Source organism: Paraburkholderia nodosa DSM 21604, assembly GCF_000519185.1.
Taxonomy (GTDB): Bacteria; Pseudomonadota; Gammaproteobacteria; order Burkholderiales; family Burkholderiaceae; genus Paraburkholderia; species Paraburkholderia nodosa.
The window spans coordinates 49,415-65,316 of the sequence record NZ_JAFA01000029.1 but is presented as its reverse complement, the minus strand read 5'-3'; the positions used below and the strand labels follow the sequence as shown (position 1 = coordinate 65,316).

The 15,902-nt window shown below is 66.1% G+C and carries 16 protein-coding genes; 5 read left to right on the top strand and 11 right to left on the bottom strand.

Going from position 1 to position 15,902, the window contains the following annotated elements:
- Nucleotides 1-29: 29 nt before the first annotated feature.
- Entirely contained in the window at nt 30-1,007 is a 978-nt protein-coding gene (locus tag A3CW_RS0131790; protein WP_028207174.1) for an IclR family transcriptional regulator, read from the bottom strand.
- 151 nt (nt 1,008-1,158) lie between these two features.
- On the opposite strand from A3CW_RS0131790, the gene A3CW_RS0131785 reads away from it, so the two are divergent.
- A complete protein-coding gene (locus A3CW_RS0131785) occupies nt 1,159-1,533 on the top strand; it encodes a hypothetical protein (protein ID WP_245623791.1) in 375 nt (124 codons plus the stop codon).
- 12 nt (nt 1,534-1,545) lie between these two features.
- On the opposite strand, the gene A3CW_RS0131780 is transcribed toward A3CW_RS0131785, so the two are convergent.
- From A3CW_RS0131780 to A3CW_RS0131765, 4 genes are all read right to left on the bottom strand, one after another.
- Nucleotides 1,546-1,890, bottom strand: coding sequence for a hypothetical protein (locus tag A3CW_RS0131780; RefSeq protein WP_051481844.1), 345 nt, complete (start codon nt 1,888-1,890; stop codon nt 1,546-1,548).
- Nucleotides 1,891-2,042: 152 nt separating this feature from the next.
- On the bottom strand, nt 2,043-2,945 hold the full coding sequence (locus A3CW_RS48160; protein WP_035514553.1) for an alpha/beta fold hydrolase: 903 nt from the start codon (nt 2,943-2,945) through the stop codon (nt 2,043-2,045).
- A 106-nt stretch (nt 2,946-3,051) separates the two neighbouring features.
- Nucleotides 3,052-4,311, bottom strand: coding sequence for an MFS transporter (locus A3CW_RS0131770; RefSeq protein ID WP_407669784.1), 1,260 nt, complete (start codon nt 4,309-4,311; stop codon nt 3,052-3,054).
- An 88-nt stretch (nt 4,312-4,399) separates the two neighbouring features.
- Nucleotides 4,400-5,446, bottom strand: coding sequence for an ABC transporter substrate-binding protein (locus tag A3CW_RS0131765; protein WP_028207170.1), 1,047 nt, complete (start codon nt 5,444-5,446; stop codon nt 4,400-4,402).
- 159 nt (nt 5,447-5,605) lie between these two features.
- On the opposite strand from A3CW_RS0131765, the gene A3CW_RS0131760 reads away from it, so the two are divergent.
- Complete coding sequence (locus A3CW_RS0131760) at nt 5,606-6,271, top strand: response regulator transcription factor (protein WP_028207169.1); 666 nt, start codon at nt 5,606-5,608, stop codon at nt 6,269-6,271.
- On the top strand, nt 6,258-7,685 hold the full coding sequence (locus tag A3CW_RS0131755) for a sensor histidine kinase (protein WP_028207168.1): 1,428 nt from the start codon (nt 6,258-6,260) through the stop codon (nt 7,683-7,685). Before A3CW_RS0131760 ends, A3CW_RS0131755 begins: the two co-directional genes overlap by 14 nt.
- 106 nt (nt 7,686-7,791) lie before the next feature.
- Here A3CW_RS0131755 and A3CW_RS0131750 read toward each other — a convergent pair whose 3' ends face one another.
- The 5 genes from A3CW_RS0131750 to A3CW_RS0131730 all read right to left on the bottom strand — a co-directional run bounded on the left by A3CW_RS0131750 (nt 7,792) and on the right by A3CW_RS0131730 (nt 13,493).
- A complete protein-coding gene (locus A3CW_RS0131750; RefSeq protein WP_028207167.1) occupies nt 7,792-8,982 on the bottom strand; it encodes a sugar transporter in 1,191 nt (396 codons plus the stop codon).
- A gap of 119 nt (nt 8,983-9,101) precedes the next feature.
- A complete protein-coding gene (locus tag A3CW_RS48155; RefSeq protein ID WP_051481843.1) occupies nt 9,102-10,418 on the bottom strand; it encodes an MFS transporter in 1,317 nt (438 codons plus the stop codon).
- Nucleotides 10,419-10,529: 111 nt separating this feature from the next.
- Nucleotides 10,530-11,168 carry a 3-isopropylmalate dehydratase small subunit gene (leuD, locus tag A3CW_RS0131740; protein ID WP_028207166.1) on the bottom strand — a complete coding sequence of 213 codons (639 nt, stop codon included), beginning with the start codon at nt 11,166-11,168 and terminating at the stop codon, nt 10,530-10,532.
- Nucleotides 11,161-12,579 carry a 3-isopropylmalate dehydratase large subunit gene (leuC, locus tag A3CW_RS0131735; protein ID WP_028207165.1) on the bottom strand — a complete coding sequence of 473 codons (1,419 nt, stop codon included), beginning with the start codon at nt 12,577-12,579 and terminating at the stop codon, nt 11,161-11,163. The genes leuD and leuC overlap by 8 nt, the downstream gene beginning before the upstream one ends.
- 35 nt (nt 12,580-12,614) lie before the next feature.
- Nucleotides 12,615-13,493, bottom strand: coding sequence for an alpha/beta fold hydrolase (locus tag A3CW_RS0131730; RefSeq protein ID WP_028207164.1), 879 nt, complete (start codon nt 13,491-13,493; stop codon nt 12,615-12,617).
- A 116-nt stretch (nt 13,494-13,609) separates the two neighbouring features.
- Between A3CW_RS0131730 and A3CW_RS0131725 the strand changes: the two genes are divergently transcribed.
- Nucleotides 13,610-14,518 carry a LysR family transcriptional regulator gene (locus A3CW_RS0131725; RefSeq protein ID WP_028207163.1) on the top strand — a complete coding sequence of 303 codons (909 nt, stop codon included), beginning with the start codon at nt 13,610-13,612 and terminating at the stop codon, nt 14,516-14,518.
- 279 nt (nt 14,519-14,797) lie between these two features.
- Nucleotides 14,798-15,622, top strand: coding sequence for an alpha/beta fold hydrolase (locus tag A3CW_RS0131720; protein WP_028207162.1), 825 nt, complete (start codon nt 14,798-14,800; stop codon nt 15,620-15,622).
- Nucleotides 15,623-15,646: 24 nt separating this feature from the next.
- On the opposite strand, the gene A3CW_RS0131715 is transcribed toward A3CW_RS0131720, so the two are convergent.
- Nucleotides 15,647-15,895 carry a hypothetical protein gene (locus tag A3CW_RS0131715; protein ID WP_028207161.1) on the bottom strand — a complete coding sequence of 83 codons (249 nt, stop codon included), beginning with the start codon at nt 15,893-15,895 and terminating at the stop codon, nt 15,647-15,649.
- Nucleotides 15,896-15,902: the final 7 nt, after the last annotated feature.

The window sequence follows — 15,902 nt, the reverse complement described above, 5'->3', positions numbered from 1 at the left end:
GCCTTCGGGCGCCGTGCCTGAGCCTGGCCTCAGATCGCGTGCGAATTGCGGGTGCGCGCGGCCTGTGCCGCAGTGGGGTCGCTCGCCGCGGGCCGGTAATTGAGCCGCGCCGACAGGTCGATCGCCGCGGCGCACACGGCGGCGACGAGCGGTGCACGCTCGGCCTCGCCGATGTCCGATCGCGGCACGGTTGCCGTGAGCGCCGCCACGATACGGCCCGACTGATCCCTCACCGGCGCGCTCACCACCGAGATGCCCGTTTCAAACGACGCTTCGCTCACTGCATAGCCCTGCTGCGCGAACTCGCGCACGCGCGCATAGAGATCGGCGACGGTCGCGGGCGTGCGCTCCGTGTAACGTTCGAGCTGCTTCTCGGGGTAGAGCGTGCGCAGTTCGGCGAGCGTGAGGTCGCCCATCAGCACCTGGCCATGCACGGTGGCGTGCGCGGGCAAGCGAGTGCCCACGTGAACCTTCACCGAGCTGAACATCGGCTCACGCGTTTGCGCCTTCGCCACGAACACCACGTCGCGCCCGTCGCGAATCAGCAGATGGGTGCTGAGGCCCGTCGCGTCGCGCAGGCGCTCGAGCAGCGGCGTGCCGAAGTCGGTGAGTTCGAGCGAGCTGAGATATTCGAAGCCGAGGCGCAGCACCGCCACGCTCAGCCGGTATTGCCGGTCGCCGTTGGCGCGCTCGATGAAGCCGAGCGCTTCGAGGGTCTGCAGGAGGCGAAACGTGGTCGTGCGCGGAATGCCGATGCGCCGCGAAAGTTCGGGCGCCCCCAGCACGGGCTCGCGCGCCGAGAATTCGGCGAGAATGCGCAGGCCGCGCTCGAGGCCCGGCACGAGATAGGTGGATGCGCCCGTGCCCTCTTCGTCCGCTTCGGGATTCGCTTCGGCATTCGAACCGGCGGCATCCACGTCGGCTGGGGTCTCCTCGGGAGGCAGCGCTGCGCGCTTGCCCGGCCCGGCGCTGCGGCGCGCGGGGCCTGTAGTTTGTTTCGTGACCATTGGCGGCTTGAATGGGTGGACCGGGTTGGACCGGGTGTTACCCGGCCGGACCTTTCTTTGATGGGGTCAATCATAACGCGAAGCACCGCCGCCCCATGCTGCCCCGTCGATATGCGAACATCGCAGCTTCTCTCGCGGATGCCATCCACCCATGCCGAAAATCCGGAAAACACTCGCCACGTTGCTGGGCATCGCACTCGCCGCGGGCAGCGCCGCCGCGCAACCGGCGCAGAAGCCGCCGGGACCGGCCATGATGGTCCATTTCGACTACTACCCGAACGACCGCCCCCAGATTCATGCGCTCGAACAGCGGCTCGCCGGTGCCATCAAGCGCGCGGACGCCGGCGAACTCGGCGAAACCGAAATTCACATCGACGGCAACGACGGCTATCTCTACATGTACGGGCCCGACCCGGACCGGCTGTATCGCGTCACGAGCCCGATTCTGAAGTCGTCCAGATTGACCGCGCACTCCGAAGTCACGAAGTGGTACGGGGCTCGCCGGGAAACGTTCGTGATTCGCTGAGGCGCACGCGCCTCAAAGCTTGGGATGGCACTCGAAGCGGATGACGGAGGCCTGCTGCTGCAGCGCCTCGAGCCCTTCGGTGTGCTCCATGCCGAGACTCGTTTGCATGCCGCGGCTCTCGCAGTAGTCGTTGGCTTCGCTCACCGCGCGCTTGTGGGCGCGCGCCCACGCGAGGCGCCCGCCCGTTGCGGACGCCGAAACGACGTACGTGCCCGGATTGCCCGCCGTGGTGACGTCGCCAGCCGACGCGCAACCCGCGAGCACCGTGCAGGCGGCGGCAAGCGAAACGGCGAGCTTGGGCCAGGACCGGCTCGCCACACCCGCAAGCCTGACGGTCCCCTTGAAAATCTGCTCCATGAATCCCTCTCACATCGAGCGTCGCAATACGCTCACATGAGAGTGGATTTTAGGGTCGCCCTATCGAAAGTCTATGCCCATAGACTGAATTCACTGTTACCGTCAGAAATACAATCGCGATCCCTTTCTGGCCCTATGGACGCGACGAGCGGCTACGCCAGGTGTTTCGCGAGAAACGCGTGCATCAGCGCCGCGATTTCGTCTACTTTTTCATCCAGCGCGAAGTGGCCCGCATCGAGCAGATGCACCTCGGCGTCGGGCAGGTCGCGCTGATACGCGGCGCCCGCCGCCGCGACGAACGAACTGTCGTAGCGGCCCCACATCACGAGCGTGCGCGGTCGATGCGCGCGCAGCCATGCCTGCCATGCCGGGTAAGCGGCAACATTGGTGCGGTAGTCATAAAGCAGCGCGGCCTGGATTTCGGCCTGGCCCGGCAGATTGAGAAACGCGAACTCGTCCGTCCACGTGTCCGGGTTGTAGCGCTCGGGGTTCGGGCTGTCGCCGGCGTGGCGAAACCGCGTGCCTTCGAACGAAACGAACGCCTCGAAGACTTCGGGCTTCGCCGCCGGGTTGGCCCAGTACTCCCGGATCAGCGCCCACTTGCGCCCGAGGCTTTCTTCGTGACTGTTCGCATTCTGGATCACGAGCGTTTGCAGACGCTCCGGGTACGCCAGCATGATGCGAAAGCCCACCGGGCCGCCGTAGTCCTGCAGATAGAAGCTATAGCGGTCAATGCCGAGTTGCTCGAGCAAGGCGTTGATCGATTCCGCGAGATGGTCGAACGTATAGGCGAACTGCGCGGGCGGCGGCGCGTCGCTGTGCCCGAAGCCGGGATAGTCCGGCGCGATCAGGTGATAGTGCGTGGCGAGCAGCGGAATGAGCGTGTCGAACATCCGCGAAGACGAGGGAAAGCCGTGGAGCAGCACGATGGTGGGTGCATCCACAGGCCCCGCTTCGCGATAGAAAATGCCGACGCCGTTCACGAGCGCGCGGCGATACGTGATCGTCCCTGAATACGAAAGACCCGGCGACGCCTGCGTGCTCTCATGGCTCATGTTCGACTCCGCTCGATGGGGTCACAGAGATTTCCAACCGAAGCGGCATGATCGCGCACGCGTGGCGCCGCCGTCAAACCAGGCTCAAGCCAGGTTCACGCCAGATTCAGGCCGGCACGCCCTCCATGGCGCGCCCGGAACGTCCCCACGCCACCAAGACGCCGAGACCGAGCACCGCGAGGCACACGATCGGCACGATCATCGGCCCGAACGCGGTACCCGTGAGCTTGCCCGCCAGCGGCATGAGGTTCTGGCCGAAGAAGCCGCCGAGATTGCCGATCGAGTTGATCGCAGCGACGCTCGCCGCCGCCCGCGCGCCGGTGAAGTAGCGCGGCGGCATCGACCAGAAGCACGGGTACAGCAGCGGAATGCACGCGCCGCCGAACACGAGCGCGATGAAGCGCAGCGGTGTGGAAGGTAGCAGGAGACTCAGCAGGAAGCCCAGCGTGCCGAGCGCCGCGACGATCGCCATCGCGCGCAGAATGCTTTTCGCGCGGCGCAGCTTCGACGGCAGCCACAGCAGCAGCAATACCGCCAGCGCCCACGGCAGCATGCTCAACAACCCGTTCACGCTGCTCGATACGCCAAACGACTTCACGAGCGTGGGCAGCCAGTAGGTCACGCCGTAGAGCGACGTCGACATCAGCATGTAGGTCGCCGCGAACAGCATCACGCGCGGATCGAGCAGCGCCTTCCAGGGCTGCGCGTGTTCGGCGTGCTCGGGCTTCTCACGCTCGTGCGCGGCCGCCACGATCTGCTTTTCGCGCTCGTTCAGAAAGCGCGCTTCCTGGTACGACGCCGGCAGCAGCCTGAACACGGCGATGCCGACCAGCACGGCGGGCAGGCCCGTGGCGATGAACACCCACTGCCAGCCGGCGAGACCCCATACGCCATTGAGACTCAGCAGCCAGCCGCCCACGAGCGAGCCCAGCATGTTGGCGAGCGCGCTGCCCAGCGTGAAGATGCCGAGCACGCGCGCGCGATAGCTTTGCGGAAACCACAGCGTGAGGTAGTAGATCACGCCGGGATAGAAACCGGCTTCGGCCACGCCCAGCGCAAGGCGCAGGCCGCAGAACACTTTCATCGACGTGGTGAAGCCCATCAGTACCGTAATCACGCCCCAGGTGAGCATGATGCGCGCGAGCCACACGCGTGCGCCGAAGCGGTGCAGCGCGAGCGTGCTGGGCACTTCGAACAGCAGATAGCCGATGAAGAACAGCGACGACGCCAGGCCGAACGCCGTTTCGGTCATGTTGAGGCTGTGCACCATCTGCAGCTTCGCGAAGCCGACGTTTTGCCGATCGATGAACGAGATCAGAAACATCACGACGAGGATCGGCATGAGGCGGCGCGCGATCTTCGACATGACATCCCGCTCTTCGGCGGACTGTTGATCGACGGTTGTGTCTGTATTCACTCTGTTCTCCTACGTTTATTTGTGTCTATGCGTATGTCTAGGACGGACGGAATTCCGCAAGCATCGCCACGAACATGTCGTTCCATGTGCGCGGCTTCGCCTTGATCGTGCCCACCATGTACAGAAAGTCCACGTACTCCATCAACTGCTCGGGCCAGACCGAAAAGCGCGACTCCGGCGCAGAGAGCGTCTGCACTACGTGCTCGCGCGACGCGCCGAAGCCCGACGAATCGACATAGATCTGCGCCGCGGCCGCTTTGTCCTGCGCGATCATCCGGTTCGCCTCGTCGAGCGCGTGAAGGAACGCTCTTGCCAGCGCCGGCTCGGTATCGACGAGGCGCTTGGGCGCGAACACCACGTCGAGCGTGAGCGGCCCGAGCACGTCGACCGAATTGACCACGCGGTGGATGCCCGGCTGCTGCAATTCGAGCGTCGAGAACGGCGGCGAGGCGAAATGCGCGGTAATGCCGCCCTCGCGCCGGATCAGCGACTGCATGGCCTGCGGATGCGGCAGGCCGACGGTGATCGAATCGAGCTGCGCGAAGTGCTGCGGCCCGAGCAGCTTGCTCGCCACCATTTGCAGCACGACGGCCGAAAGCGAGGTGCGAATGCCCGGCACCGCAATGCGGTCGGCGCTCGTGAAGTCGCGCAGCGTCGCGATCTGCGGCCGGTTCGTGTTGAGCGAGAGCGCCGTGGCCGAAAGGCCGCTGATGCCGATCACCTCGACGTTCGGTATGCCGCGCGCCCGCGCCCACAGTTCGATGAAGCCGGGCGCGCCCACGGCGGCGAAGTCGAGCGTGCCGGCCATCATGGCGTCGTCGACCGAATTGCCGCCGTCGAGCCTCACCCACTCCACGCTCACGTCCGCGAGCCCCTGGCGGGCTGCATGGCGCTCGAACAGGCGCGCCTTTTCCATCACGAGCAGCGGCAGATACAGCAGGCCGTAGCCCTTCGAAATGCGCACCGTGCGCGGCGTGGCCCGGACCCAGGCAGGCGCGAGCCCCGCGGCAACGGCGGCCGCGCCAAGCCCGGCCGCAACGAGCGCGCGCCGACGCGGTGAAGGCCGCGGCGCCTTCACGCGCATCTTGCCGTCTCCGGTGGTTCGTGTCGTAATCACGTCGCTCTATCTTCCATGGTTCGCGAGATTACCGGGCGAGTCTGAGAAAATGCTGAGAAACACGCAGAGTAGACCTCGGGGAAAACCCGCAATCGCATCCATGAAGATTTTGGCAGGAACGGCATCATGCGCATTCTGGTGGTAGAGGACGACGCGGAAATCGGCGCGGCGGTCCGCAGCCGCCTCACGCGCCTCGGTCACGCGGTGGACCTCGAAGCGAACGGCGCCACGGCGAACAGCCTGCTTGGCGTGGAGCGCTTCGACCTGGTCGTGCTCGACGTGATGCTTCCCGCCATGGACGGCTTCGAGATCCTGCGCCATCTGCGCGCGGCGGGCTCGACCACGCCGGTGCTGCTGCTCACGGCACGCTCGGCCATCGACGACCGCGTGAGCGGCCTCGGCCTCGGCGCCGACGACTACCTCGTCAAGCCGTTCGATTACCGCGAACTCGAAGCGCGCGTGCAGGCGCTCCTGCGCCGCAACAGCGGGCACGCGAACGATGTGGTGAGGCTGGGCGGTCTCGCCATCCACCGCAGCAGCCGGCTGGCCGAACTCGACGGCAAACCGCTATCGCTCTCGCGCCAGGAATTCGCGCTGCTCGAAATCCTCGCCAGCCGTCCGCAACGTATCTTCCCGAAGGAAGAACTGCTGAACCAGTTGTTCAGCTACGGCAACGAGCCGACCGCGAACGCGGTCGAACAATACGTCACGCGCGTGCGCAAGAAGCTGCAGGGCAGTTCGGTCGAAATCCGCACGGCGCGCGGCATGGGATATCAAATTGCCGCGCTTTGACTGGTTCCCGAAAACGCTGCTCGGCCGCACGCTGCTCTTCATTGCGCTGGTGGTGGCGTCGGGCGCGGCGGCGCTCGCGGGTATCGCGCGCTATTACGCGGGCGTCGCGTCCGAGCGTGCCTACGATCAGCTGCTTGCGGGCGCAACCATCCAGGTCGCCGAAAACCTCTACGTGCAGGGCGGCGTGCTCGCGCTCAATCCGCCGGTAGCCGCGCTCTCCACGCTCTCGCGCTACGACGTCGTCTACTACAAAGTGATCGACGCGCGCGGCCTGGTCGTCGCGGGCTATGGCGACCTTCCCGGACCGGCCAATACGACGAGCGCGATGCGCGCGCGTCAGGGTCCGACATTCGCGAACGCGCGCTACCAGGGTGAGCGCGTGCGCACGGCGACCATCGGGCGCTACATGCCGGACGCGCGGCCGCCCGGCTGGGCCCTCGTCACGGTCGCGCAGACCACGCACGCGCGCCAGCAGCTCACGAACGACATGAGCCTCAAGGTCTGGACGCTGATTCTGCTGATGAGCGTGCTCGCCATCGGCGCGAGCGGACTGGCGATCCGGCGCGGCCTGCGCCCGCTCGCGCAGATCGAGCAGATCATCGCCGCGCGCGACCCGGCCGACCTGCGGCCCGTGGCGCACGACACGCCAAGCGAAATCAACGCGCTGATCGGCGCCATCAACGGGCTGATCGGCCGCCTCGCCGAGCGCATGACGGCCATGCAGCGCTTTATCGCCGACGCCGCGCACCAGATGCGCACGCCGATCGCACGGCTCGACGCGCAGATCGAATTGCTCAGCACCGAGTCCGATCCCGCGCGCCACGCCGCGAGGCTCGAAGCGTTGCGGGCCACCTGCTCGGACGTGGGCCGGCTCACCGGCCAGTTGCTCAATCACGCGATGGTGATTCATCGCACGGAAGTGGTCCCGCTGCAGCGCGTGGACCTCGCGAAGCTCGCCAGGGAAGGGCTGGGCCGCACTATTCCGCTCGCCGACGAGCGCGACGTGAAAGTCGCGTTTGAGAGCAGCGCGCCGCAAGTCTGGATCGCGGGCGACCCGGTGAGCCTGCAGGAAGCGCTGTCGAATGTGCTGCACAACGCGCTGCTGCACGGCAAGGCCGACGATATCGTCGTCACCGTGAGCGCCTCGCCGGAGGCCGTCACGCTGACCGTGACCGACAACGGCAGAGGCATTGCACGCGAACACTGGGACGCCGCGTTGCGGCCGTTCGAGCGCATCGGCCAGGAAGGCGCGGAGCGCACGACGGGCTCGGGCCTTGGGCTCGCCATCGTGCAGGCGGTGATGAAGGCGCACGGCGGGCGCGTGAACTTTGCGTTTCCCGCCGGGGGCGGCTTTGCCGTGGTGCTGACATTTCCTCCCGCAGAAGGCGAGCCGCCGCCCGCTACGCCACTGTGAACGCCTCGCGAAAGCGCTGGAGCGCGAGTTCGGCGTCGCCGCTCGCCCAGGCTTCGAGGCCGATCGTGCCGTGATAGTCCAGCGCGGCGGCGGCGCGCGCAGTACATCAGTGCTCTGAAGGATGTGCCCGCGCATACATGCGCAACGCCAGCCAGCATACCGCCGCGCCGAGGCCGCCCACCACCCCGCCGAAGCTGCCGACCCACGACACGCCAAAGCCGTTGGCAATATGGTTGCCAAGCAGCGCGCCCGCGCCGATCCCCACGTTATAGAGGCCGGAATAGATCGAGACCGCGAGATCCGCGGCTTCGGGCGCGAGCTTGAGCACCCATGCCTGCATGGCAAGGCCGAAGGAAACGATCGCCCCGCCCCACACCAGCGTGTGAACGGACAACGTGACGATGCTCAGCGCGGCGGGAAACAGCACGAGCAGGCACACGCACACGGCGACCACAGCCACTTGCAGGAACTGCGCCGGATCGCGCGGATAAAGGCGATTGAAGAAAACGGCCGCGGGAATGCCGGCACTGCCGAACAGGATCAGGATATAGGTGATGCGTTGACTGCTTTCGTGGCCCACGGTGTGAATGAAGGGCTCGATATACGTATACGACGTGAAGTGCGCGGTCACGACGAGTATCGTGAGCAGATAAAGCGAGGCCAGCATCGGCTTTCTGAACAGCACGGGCACGCTGCTGAACGAGCCCGTTTGCTGGCTCGGCAACACGGGCAGCATTATGCGCAACATGAGCAGCGCTACCGCCGCCGCGCCCGCAATGACGAAGAACGTCTGCCGCCAGCCCAGCGTCTCGCCAATCACGCGCCCAAGCGGAATGCCCGCCACCATGGCGATCGAGGTGCCCATGCCGAGCATGGCGAGCGCCCGGCTCTTGTCGCCGGGCGGCGCGAGCCTCACCACCAGCGAGACGGAAATCGACCAGAAGATGGCGTGCGCGAAGGCAATGCCGATCCGGCCCACCATCAGCACCGTAAAGTTCCACGCCATACCGGTCACGATATGGCTGACGACGAAGAGCGCGAATATCCAGGTCAGCAGCTTGCGGCGTTCGACGTTGCGCGTCATCAGCATCAGGGGCAGCGACGCCACGGCCACCGTCCACGCGTAGATCGTCAGCATGAGGCCGACGTCGGTCGGCTTCATGTGCAGGCTGTCGCCAATGGCGCTCAGCAATGCGACGGGCACGAATTCGGTCGTGTTGAAGATGAAGGCCGAGAGCGCCAATACGAGCACGCCCCACCAGGAGTGCCCGGACGAGACCGGTTCAGGCGTCGACATACGAGAGATGCGCGAATCGATAAAGGGCGATTATCGCGTATCGCGCGGTATGCGATGCCTGAACCGTGCAGTGCCTCTTCTGGCCCTCGCCGCAACCTGCGCGGGCCGGCCCGCTCATTTCACGGCTGCGGCTGCATTCTTCGGCCGCGCAAGCCGAACGCAAACGCGAGCGCCGCCGAGACGAGCAGCGTCGCGCTGACGAAATACAGCCCCAGCGAATAGTCGCCGCTCAGGTCGCGCAGCCGGCCAATCACCATCGGGCCGATCGTGCCGCCGATGAGGCTGCCCATCGCGTTGATGATCGCAATGCCCGCAGCCGCGGCAGAACCCGAGAGAAACTGCGTGGGCATGCTCCAGAGCGGCGGCTTCGCCGCGTTGATGCCGAAGTTCGCGATCGAAAGCCCAATGATCAGCACAATGGCGCTGGCGGCGTGTCCGGACATCAGCATGCCGATACCGGCCGCGAGACACGCAATCGCAACGTGCAGGCGCCGTTCGTTCGTGCGGTCCGAGTTGCGCGCCCAGAGCACCATCGTGACGACCGCGAACAGATTCGGAATTGCGTTCACAAGACCCAGTTCGAAGTAGCTGAAGCCGAAGCGGTGGATGATCATCGGCGCCCAGATGCCGATGGCATAGAGTCCGGTCGACGTGCCCGCATAGACGAGCGCGAGCAGCAGCACGCGCGGGTCCTTCACGGCGCCCCACACGCTCGACTGGCTCTGCGCCGCCTTCGCTTCGCGTTCGCGCCGCATTTCGCCGCTCAGCCACTCGCGCTCGGCGGGCGCGAGCCACTGCGCGTCCTCGGGCCGGTCGGTCAGATAGAAGTACGAAACGATCCCGAGCAGCACAGTGGGCGCGCCCTCGACGAGGAACAGCCATTGCCAGCCGTGCAGATGCGCCACGCCCTCCAGGCTCATGAGCGCGCCCGAGATCGGCGAGCCGATCATGTTCGAGAGCGGTGCGGCGGTCATGAACATCGCAGTGACGAATGCGCGATGGCGCGCGGGAAACCAGAAGCTCAGGTAGAGAATGATGCCGGGAAAGAAACCCGCTTCGGCGAGACCGAGCACGAAGCGCAGCGTATAGAAGCTGTACGGGCCCGTGACGAACGCCGTGGCCGCGGAAAGCAGACCCCATGCCACCATCAGCAGCGCGATCCATCGGCGAGCGCCAACGCGCTGCAACGCGAGGTTCGACGGCATGCCGGCCGCGATATAGCCGACGAAGAAAATCCCCGCGCCAACGCCGAACATGGCCTGCGTGAGCCCGATGTCATGATTCATCGTGAGCCCGGCAAAGCCGACGTTCACGCGGTTCAGAAAGCTCAGGAAATACAGGACGATGATGAACGGCGTGATGCGTCGTGAGACCTTGCGCACGACGCTGGGCTCCAGCGCGGCGGCGTCCTGCGGATGGACTGCGGCAATGTTCATGGGTGTCTCCATACGGGGCGCACTCGCAGCGCGTGGCGTGAGTGCGCCCCTGTGCCGTTGCGCGCGTCGCGCGAACGGTCTGGTTATGAATGAGGGGCTGACTGCGGGTGCTCAACCGCGCTGCTGCTGCGCCGGCAGGTCGATGCGGCACCACGGCTGCGCGGCCCAGTGTTTCGCCTCGAACGCGTCGATCGCTTCCTGCTGGCGCAGCGTCATGCCGATCATGTCGAGCCCTTCCACGAGCATCTGCTTCTGGCGCGGCGGCAGCGAGAACGCGTAGCGCTCGCCCGAAGGCGCGATCACGACTTCGTTTTCGACATCGATCGACACATGCTTGTCGTCGCCGTCCGCGATCTCCGCGACCAGCGCCTCGACCTGTTGCGGCGGCAGCGTGACGAGCAGCAGCCGGTTGTTCATCGAGTTGAAATAGAAGATCTCGCCATAGCTCGGCGCGATCACGGCTTCGAAACCTGCCTGCTGAAGGCCCCACACGGCGTGTTCGCGGCTCGATCCACAGCCGAAGTTCGAGCCGCCGATCAGCACCTTCGCGCCGCGATATTCGGCGCGATTGAGCACGAACGTCTCCCGCGCGCGGCCATCGGCGTCGACACGCAAGTCGTACAGCAGCCCGCGCGCGAGTCCCGATTTATCGATGCCGAGCAGAAACTGCTTGGGCATGATCTGGTCGGTATCGAGGTTGTTGACCGGCAGCGGGGCGGCAACGCCCGAGATCATGAACGGCTTAGCCATGTGCAAGCTCCTTGCGAATGTCGACGATGCGGCCCGCTATCGCGGCGGCGGCGGCCATCGCAGGGCTCATCAAATGCGTTTTGCTGTCGCGCCCCTGGCGCCCTTCGAAATTGCGGTTCGTCGTCGACGCACAGCGTTCGCCCGGCGCGAGCACGTCGTCGTTCATCGCGAGACACATCGAGCAGCCCGGCTGGCGCCACTCGAAGCCCGCGTCGATCAGCAGTTGCGCAATGCCTTCGCGCTCGGCCTGGTCGCGCACCATGCCCGAGCCCGGCACGACCATCGCGCGCACGGTCGTGGCCACCTTGCGGCCGCGCACGACCTGAGCGACGGCGCGCAGATCCTCGATGCGCGCGTTCGTGCAGGAGCCGATGAACACGCGGTCGATGGGCGTGCCCTCGATCGGCGCGCCTGCGGCGAGGCCAATGTAATCGAGCGCCTTGTGCAGCGTCGCGGCGTCGAGGCCCGCGCCTTCGGCTGCCTCGGGAATGCGGCCGTCCACCGGCACCGCCTGGTCCGGGCTCGTCCCCCATGTCACGTACGGCGCCACGCGCGCGGCGTCGAAGCGATGCTCGATATCGAAATGCGCGTCGTCATCGGAACGCAGTTTCGACCACACGCTGCACGCGGCGTCGAGCGTCGTCGCATCGAGGTCGCGGACCTTGCTGGCCACGTAGTCGAGCGTCGTGCGGTCCGGCGCGATCAACGCGGCGCGCGCGCCCGCCTCCACGGTCATGTTGCAGAGGGTCATGCGCGCCTCGGCGGAAAGCCCGGCGATCGCTGCGCCCGCATATTCGACGGCGTAGCCGCGCGCGCCCTGCGCGCCGATCTTCGCAATGATGTGCAGCACGAGATCCTTCGATGTCGTGCCCGGCGGCAGCGCGCCGTCCACCACGATGCGCATGTCCTTCGCGACGCGATAAACGAGCGACTGCGTCGCCAATACGTGCTCGACTTCCGAGGTGCCGATGCCGAACCCGAGCGCGCCCAGTGCGCCGTAGGTCGTCGTGTGGCTGTCGCCGCACAGCACGACCATGCCGGGGCGAATCAGACCGATCTCGGGCGCCACCACATGCTCGATGCCCTGCATGGGATCGTGGATATCGAACAGATGAATGCCCTGCTCCACGCAGTTGCGCGTGAAATTCGCCGCCTGCTTCGCGGCATCGACGATCTCGATCGTGCGCGCGGCCACGGGCACCGGCTTGCTGGGAATCACGTGATCGACCACGCCCATCTGCTGGCGCGGGCGGCGCACGCGCAGGCCCTTCTCACGCAGGCCCGCGAATGCTTGCGGGCTCGTGTACTCGTTCATGATGTGCAGATCGGCGTAGAGCAGAACGTGCTCGGCGTCGACGATCGATACGGTGTGCGAATCAACCAGTTTCCGGTAAAGCGTGTGTGAGGACATGACGAAGCCCGACTAAAAAATGACGAACGAACGGATCAGCGCTGCAGAAACGGCAGCACGCGTTCGAGGAGCAACTGGGGCGCTTCTTCCGCGAGGTAGTGGCCGCACGGCAGCGCCGCGCCGCTCACGCCGGCGTTCCAGCTACGCCACTCGGCCAACGGATCAAAGCACTGGCCAACCGTGCCGTGCGCGCCCCACAACGCGAAGAACGGGCACTTGATGCGCTTGCCCGCCGCCAGATCCGCTCGGTCGTGTTCGAGGTCGATGGTGATCGACGCCCGATAGTCCTCGCAGATGCCGTGTGCCGTCGCCGGGTCCGAGAGGCAGCGCAAATACTCCGCGTAGGCCTCGGGCGCGAAGGGCGCGAGCCCTGCGCTGCGCGCGCCCATGGTCTGCTTCAGGTACAGATCGGGGTCGGCGCATATCAGCGTTTCCGGAAACGGCGCCGGGCGCACGAGAAAGAACCAGTGCCAGTAAGCGCGCGCGAATTCGAACGACGTTTGCTCGTACATCGCTACGGTTGGCGCGACGTCGAGCGTAATGAGCCGCGCGACCGCGTCCGGATGGTCGATCGCCATGCGCGCGGCGACGCGTCCGCCCCGGTCGTGACCCATGACCGCGAACGACGTAAAGCCGAGGCCGCGCATGAGCGCCACCTGATCGAGCGCCATGCGGCGCTTCGCGTAGTTCGCGTGGTCGGGCGTGCCCTGCGGTTTGCCGCTGTCGCCGTAGCCGCGCAGGTCGGCGGCAATCACCGTGAAGTGTTCCGCGAGCGTCGGCGCCACCTTGTGCCAGATGGCGTGCGTTTGCGGATGGCCGTGCAGGAGCAGCAGCGCGGGGCCGCGTCCGCCCTTGATGGCGTGAATGCGAACGCCATCGATGTCTGCCGAAGCGCGAGTGAAACCGTCGAACATGCTTGTCTCCCGAGGTTGCATGCAGTCTAATTGATGCCTTGGGCGATTGGGTTTCCGCAAAAGCAATCCGGTCGTAACTTTCAGGAACGAATCATGCAAGCCAAGGGAGCGGCGCGATGGACGCGTTTTCCGATCTGAATCTGTTTGCGCTCGTAGCACGCAACCGCAATCTGGCGGCGGCGGCACGCGAGCTGGGGGTCACGCCGCCCGCCGTGAGCAAGCGGCTCGCGCAACTGGAGCAGCGGCTTGGCGTGCGGCTCGTGAACCGCACCACGCGGCGTCTTTCTCTCACGCCGGAAGGCGAGCTTTATCTCGCGAACGGCTCGCGCATCCTCGACGAACTCTCGGAACTGGAACAACTCGTCACGCGCAGCCGCGGCGAACCGGCCGGGCTGCTGCGCGTGAACGCGTCGTTTGGTTTTGGCCGTGCGCATGTCGCGCCCGCGGTGTCCGCCTATATCGAGCGCTTTCCCTCGATGAAGATTCAGCTGCAATTGACGGAGCGGCCGCTCAGTCTTCAGGAAGAAGGCTTCGATCTCGGCATCCGCTTCGGCGAGGTGCCCGACGCGCGCATCAACGCGCGGTTGCTGCTGAAGAACCGGCGCGTCGTGTGCGCGTCGCCGGCGTATTTGACGCGGCACGGCAAGCCATCGGCGCCGCACGATCTCACGCGCCACGCGTGCATCGTCCTGCGCGAAAACGACTCGGCATATGGCACCTGGCACTTCACGCGGGGCAAGCGCACGGAAACCGTGAAGGTCGACGGCGCGCTGTCGAGCAACGACGGCAGCACCGTGCTGCGCTGGGCACTCGACGGTCGCGGCATCGTCGTGCGCTCGCAGTGGGAAATCGGCGAGCCTGTCGAGCGCGGCGAACTCGTGCCGCTGCTTACGGATTGGGCGCTGCCGAACGCCGATATTCACGCGATCTATCTCGAGCGCAACAAGCTCTCCGCGAAGCTGCGCAGTTTTGTCGAGTTCCTCGGCGACTATCTGCGCGATGCAGTCGGCGCGGAAATCGCCTAGCCGGGCGCGGCGAGGTTGAAGCTGACAAGCCGTCTGCAAACGTCCGCGGCGCAGAGCCGATTTCAGGCCGCACAGCTTCGCGGCATCGCTATGACGTTCTCTCTATACTGACCCGCGTGCCCCCTGCCTCTTTCCGCGACGCGCAGGTGCCGGCACGTTCCACCCGCATCGCCCCTCCCTGGACGCCGCCACACACCGCCGCGCGAAGCGCGACCGCGCGCGCCGACGCGCCGGCGTCTGCCTGCTTTGTGATGCTGTAAAAGAAACTGGAGCGTTTCCATGAGCACCTTCACCACCCGCGATGGCACGTCGATGTATTACAAGGATTGGGGCAGCGGCAAGCCCGTCGTTTTCTCCCACGGCTGGCCGCTTACCGCCGACGCCTGGGACGCTCAAATGCTCTTTCTCGTGCAAAACGGCTTTCGCACGATCGCGCACGACCGCCGCGGCCACGGCCGCTCCGATCAGCCCGCCAAGGGCAACGACATGGACACCTGGGCCGACGACCTGGCCGACCTGCTCGACAAGCTCGACGTACAGGACGCCACGCTCGTCGGCCACTCCACGGGCGGCGGCGAAGTCGCGCGCTACATCGGTCGCCACGGCACGAAGCGCGTCTCGGGCGCGGTGCTGATCGGCGCGGTGCCGCCCATCATGATCAAGAGCGAAAAGAATCCGGGCGGCCTGCCCAAGGATGTGTTCGACGGCATCCGCAAGGGCGTGATCGACGACCGCTCGCAATTCTTCAAGGACCTGGCCGTGCCGTTCTACGGCTACAACCGCAGCGGTGCGAAGGTCTCGCAGGGCGTGATCGACTCGTTCTGGCAGCAGGGCATGTGGGGCGGCATCCTCGCGCTGCACGACTGCGTGCACGAGTTCTCCGAGGTCGATTACACGGAAGACCTCGAGAAGTTCGACGTGCCCACGCTGATCCTGCACGGCGACGACGACCAGATCGTGCCGATCGACGATGCGGGCAAGCTCTCCGCGAAGATCGTCAAGGACGCGACGCTCAAGATCTATCCGGGCGGCCCGCACGGCATGTGCACGACGATGGCCGGTCAGGTCAACGCCGACCTGCTCGCGTTCCTGAACCGCAAGTAACGTGGCGGCGCGCGGCGTGCCCGTTCAGCGCGCGCACGCCGTGAGCGCCTCGACGTATTGCGCCTGCCACGCCGGGTCTTGGGCGAACGCCGCGAGATCCGCGTGCAGGTCGTTGGCGTAGGCGTTCACGCACGCGCGGTTGTTCGCCTCCACGGCGCGTGGCATGACGAGAATCGCCGCCACCACGCCGCCCACCGCCAGCCCGGCGATCGCCACGCCAATCGCCCAACGCCAGGCTTCCTCCCCCGTCCCTTTTAGCGCCGCTTCGTTCATCGCTCTT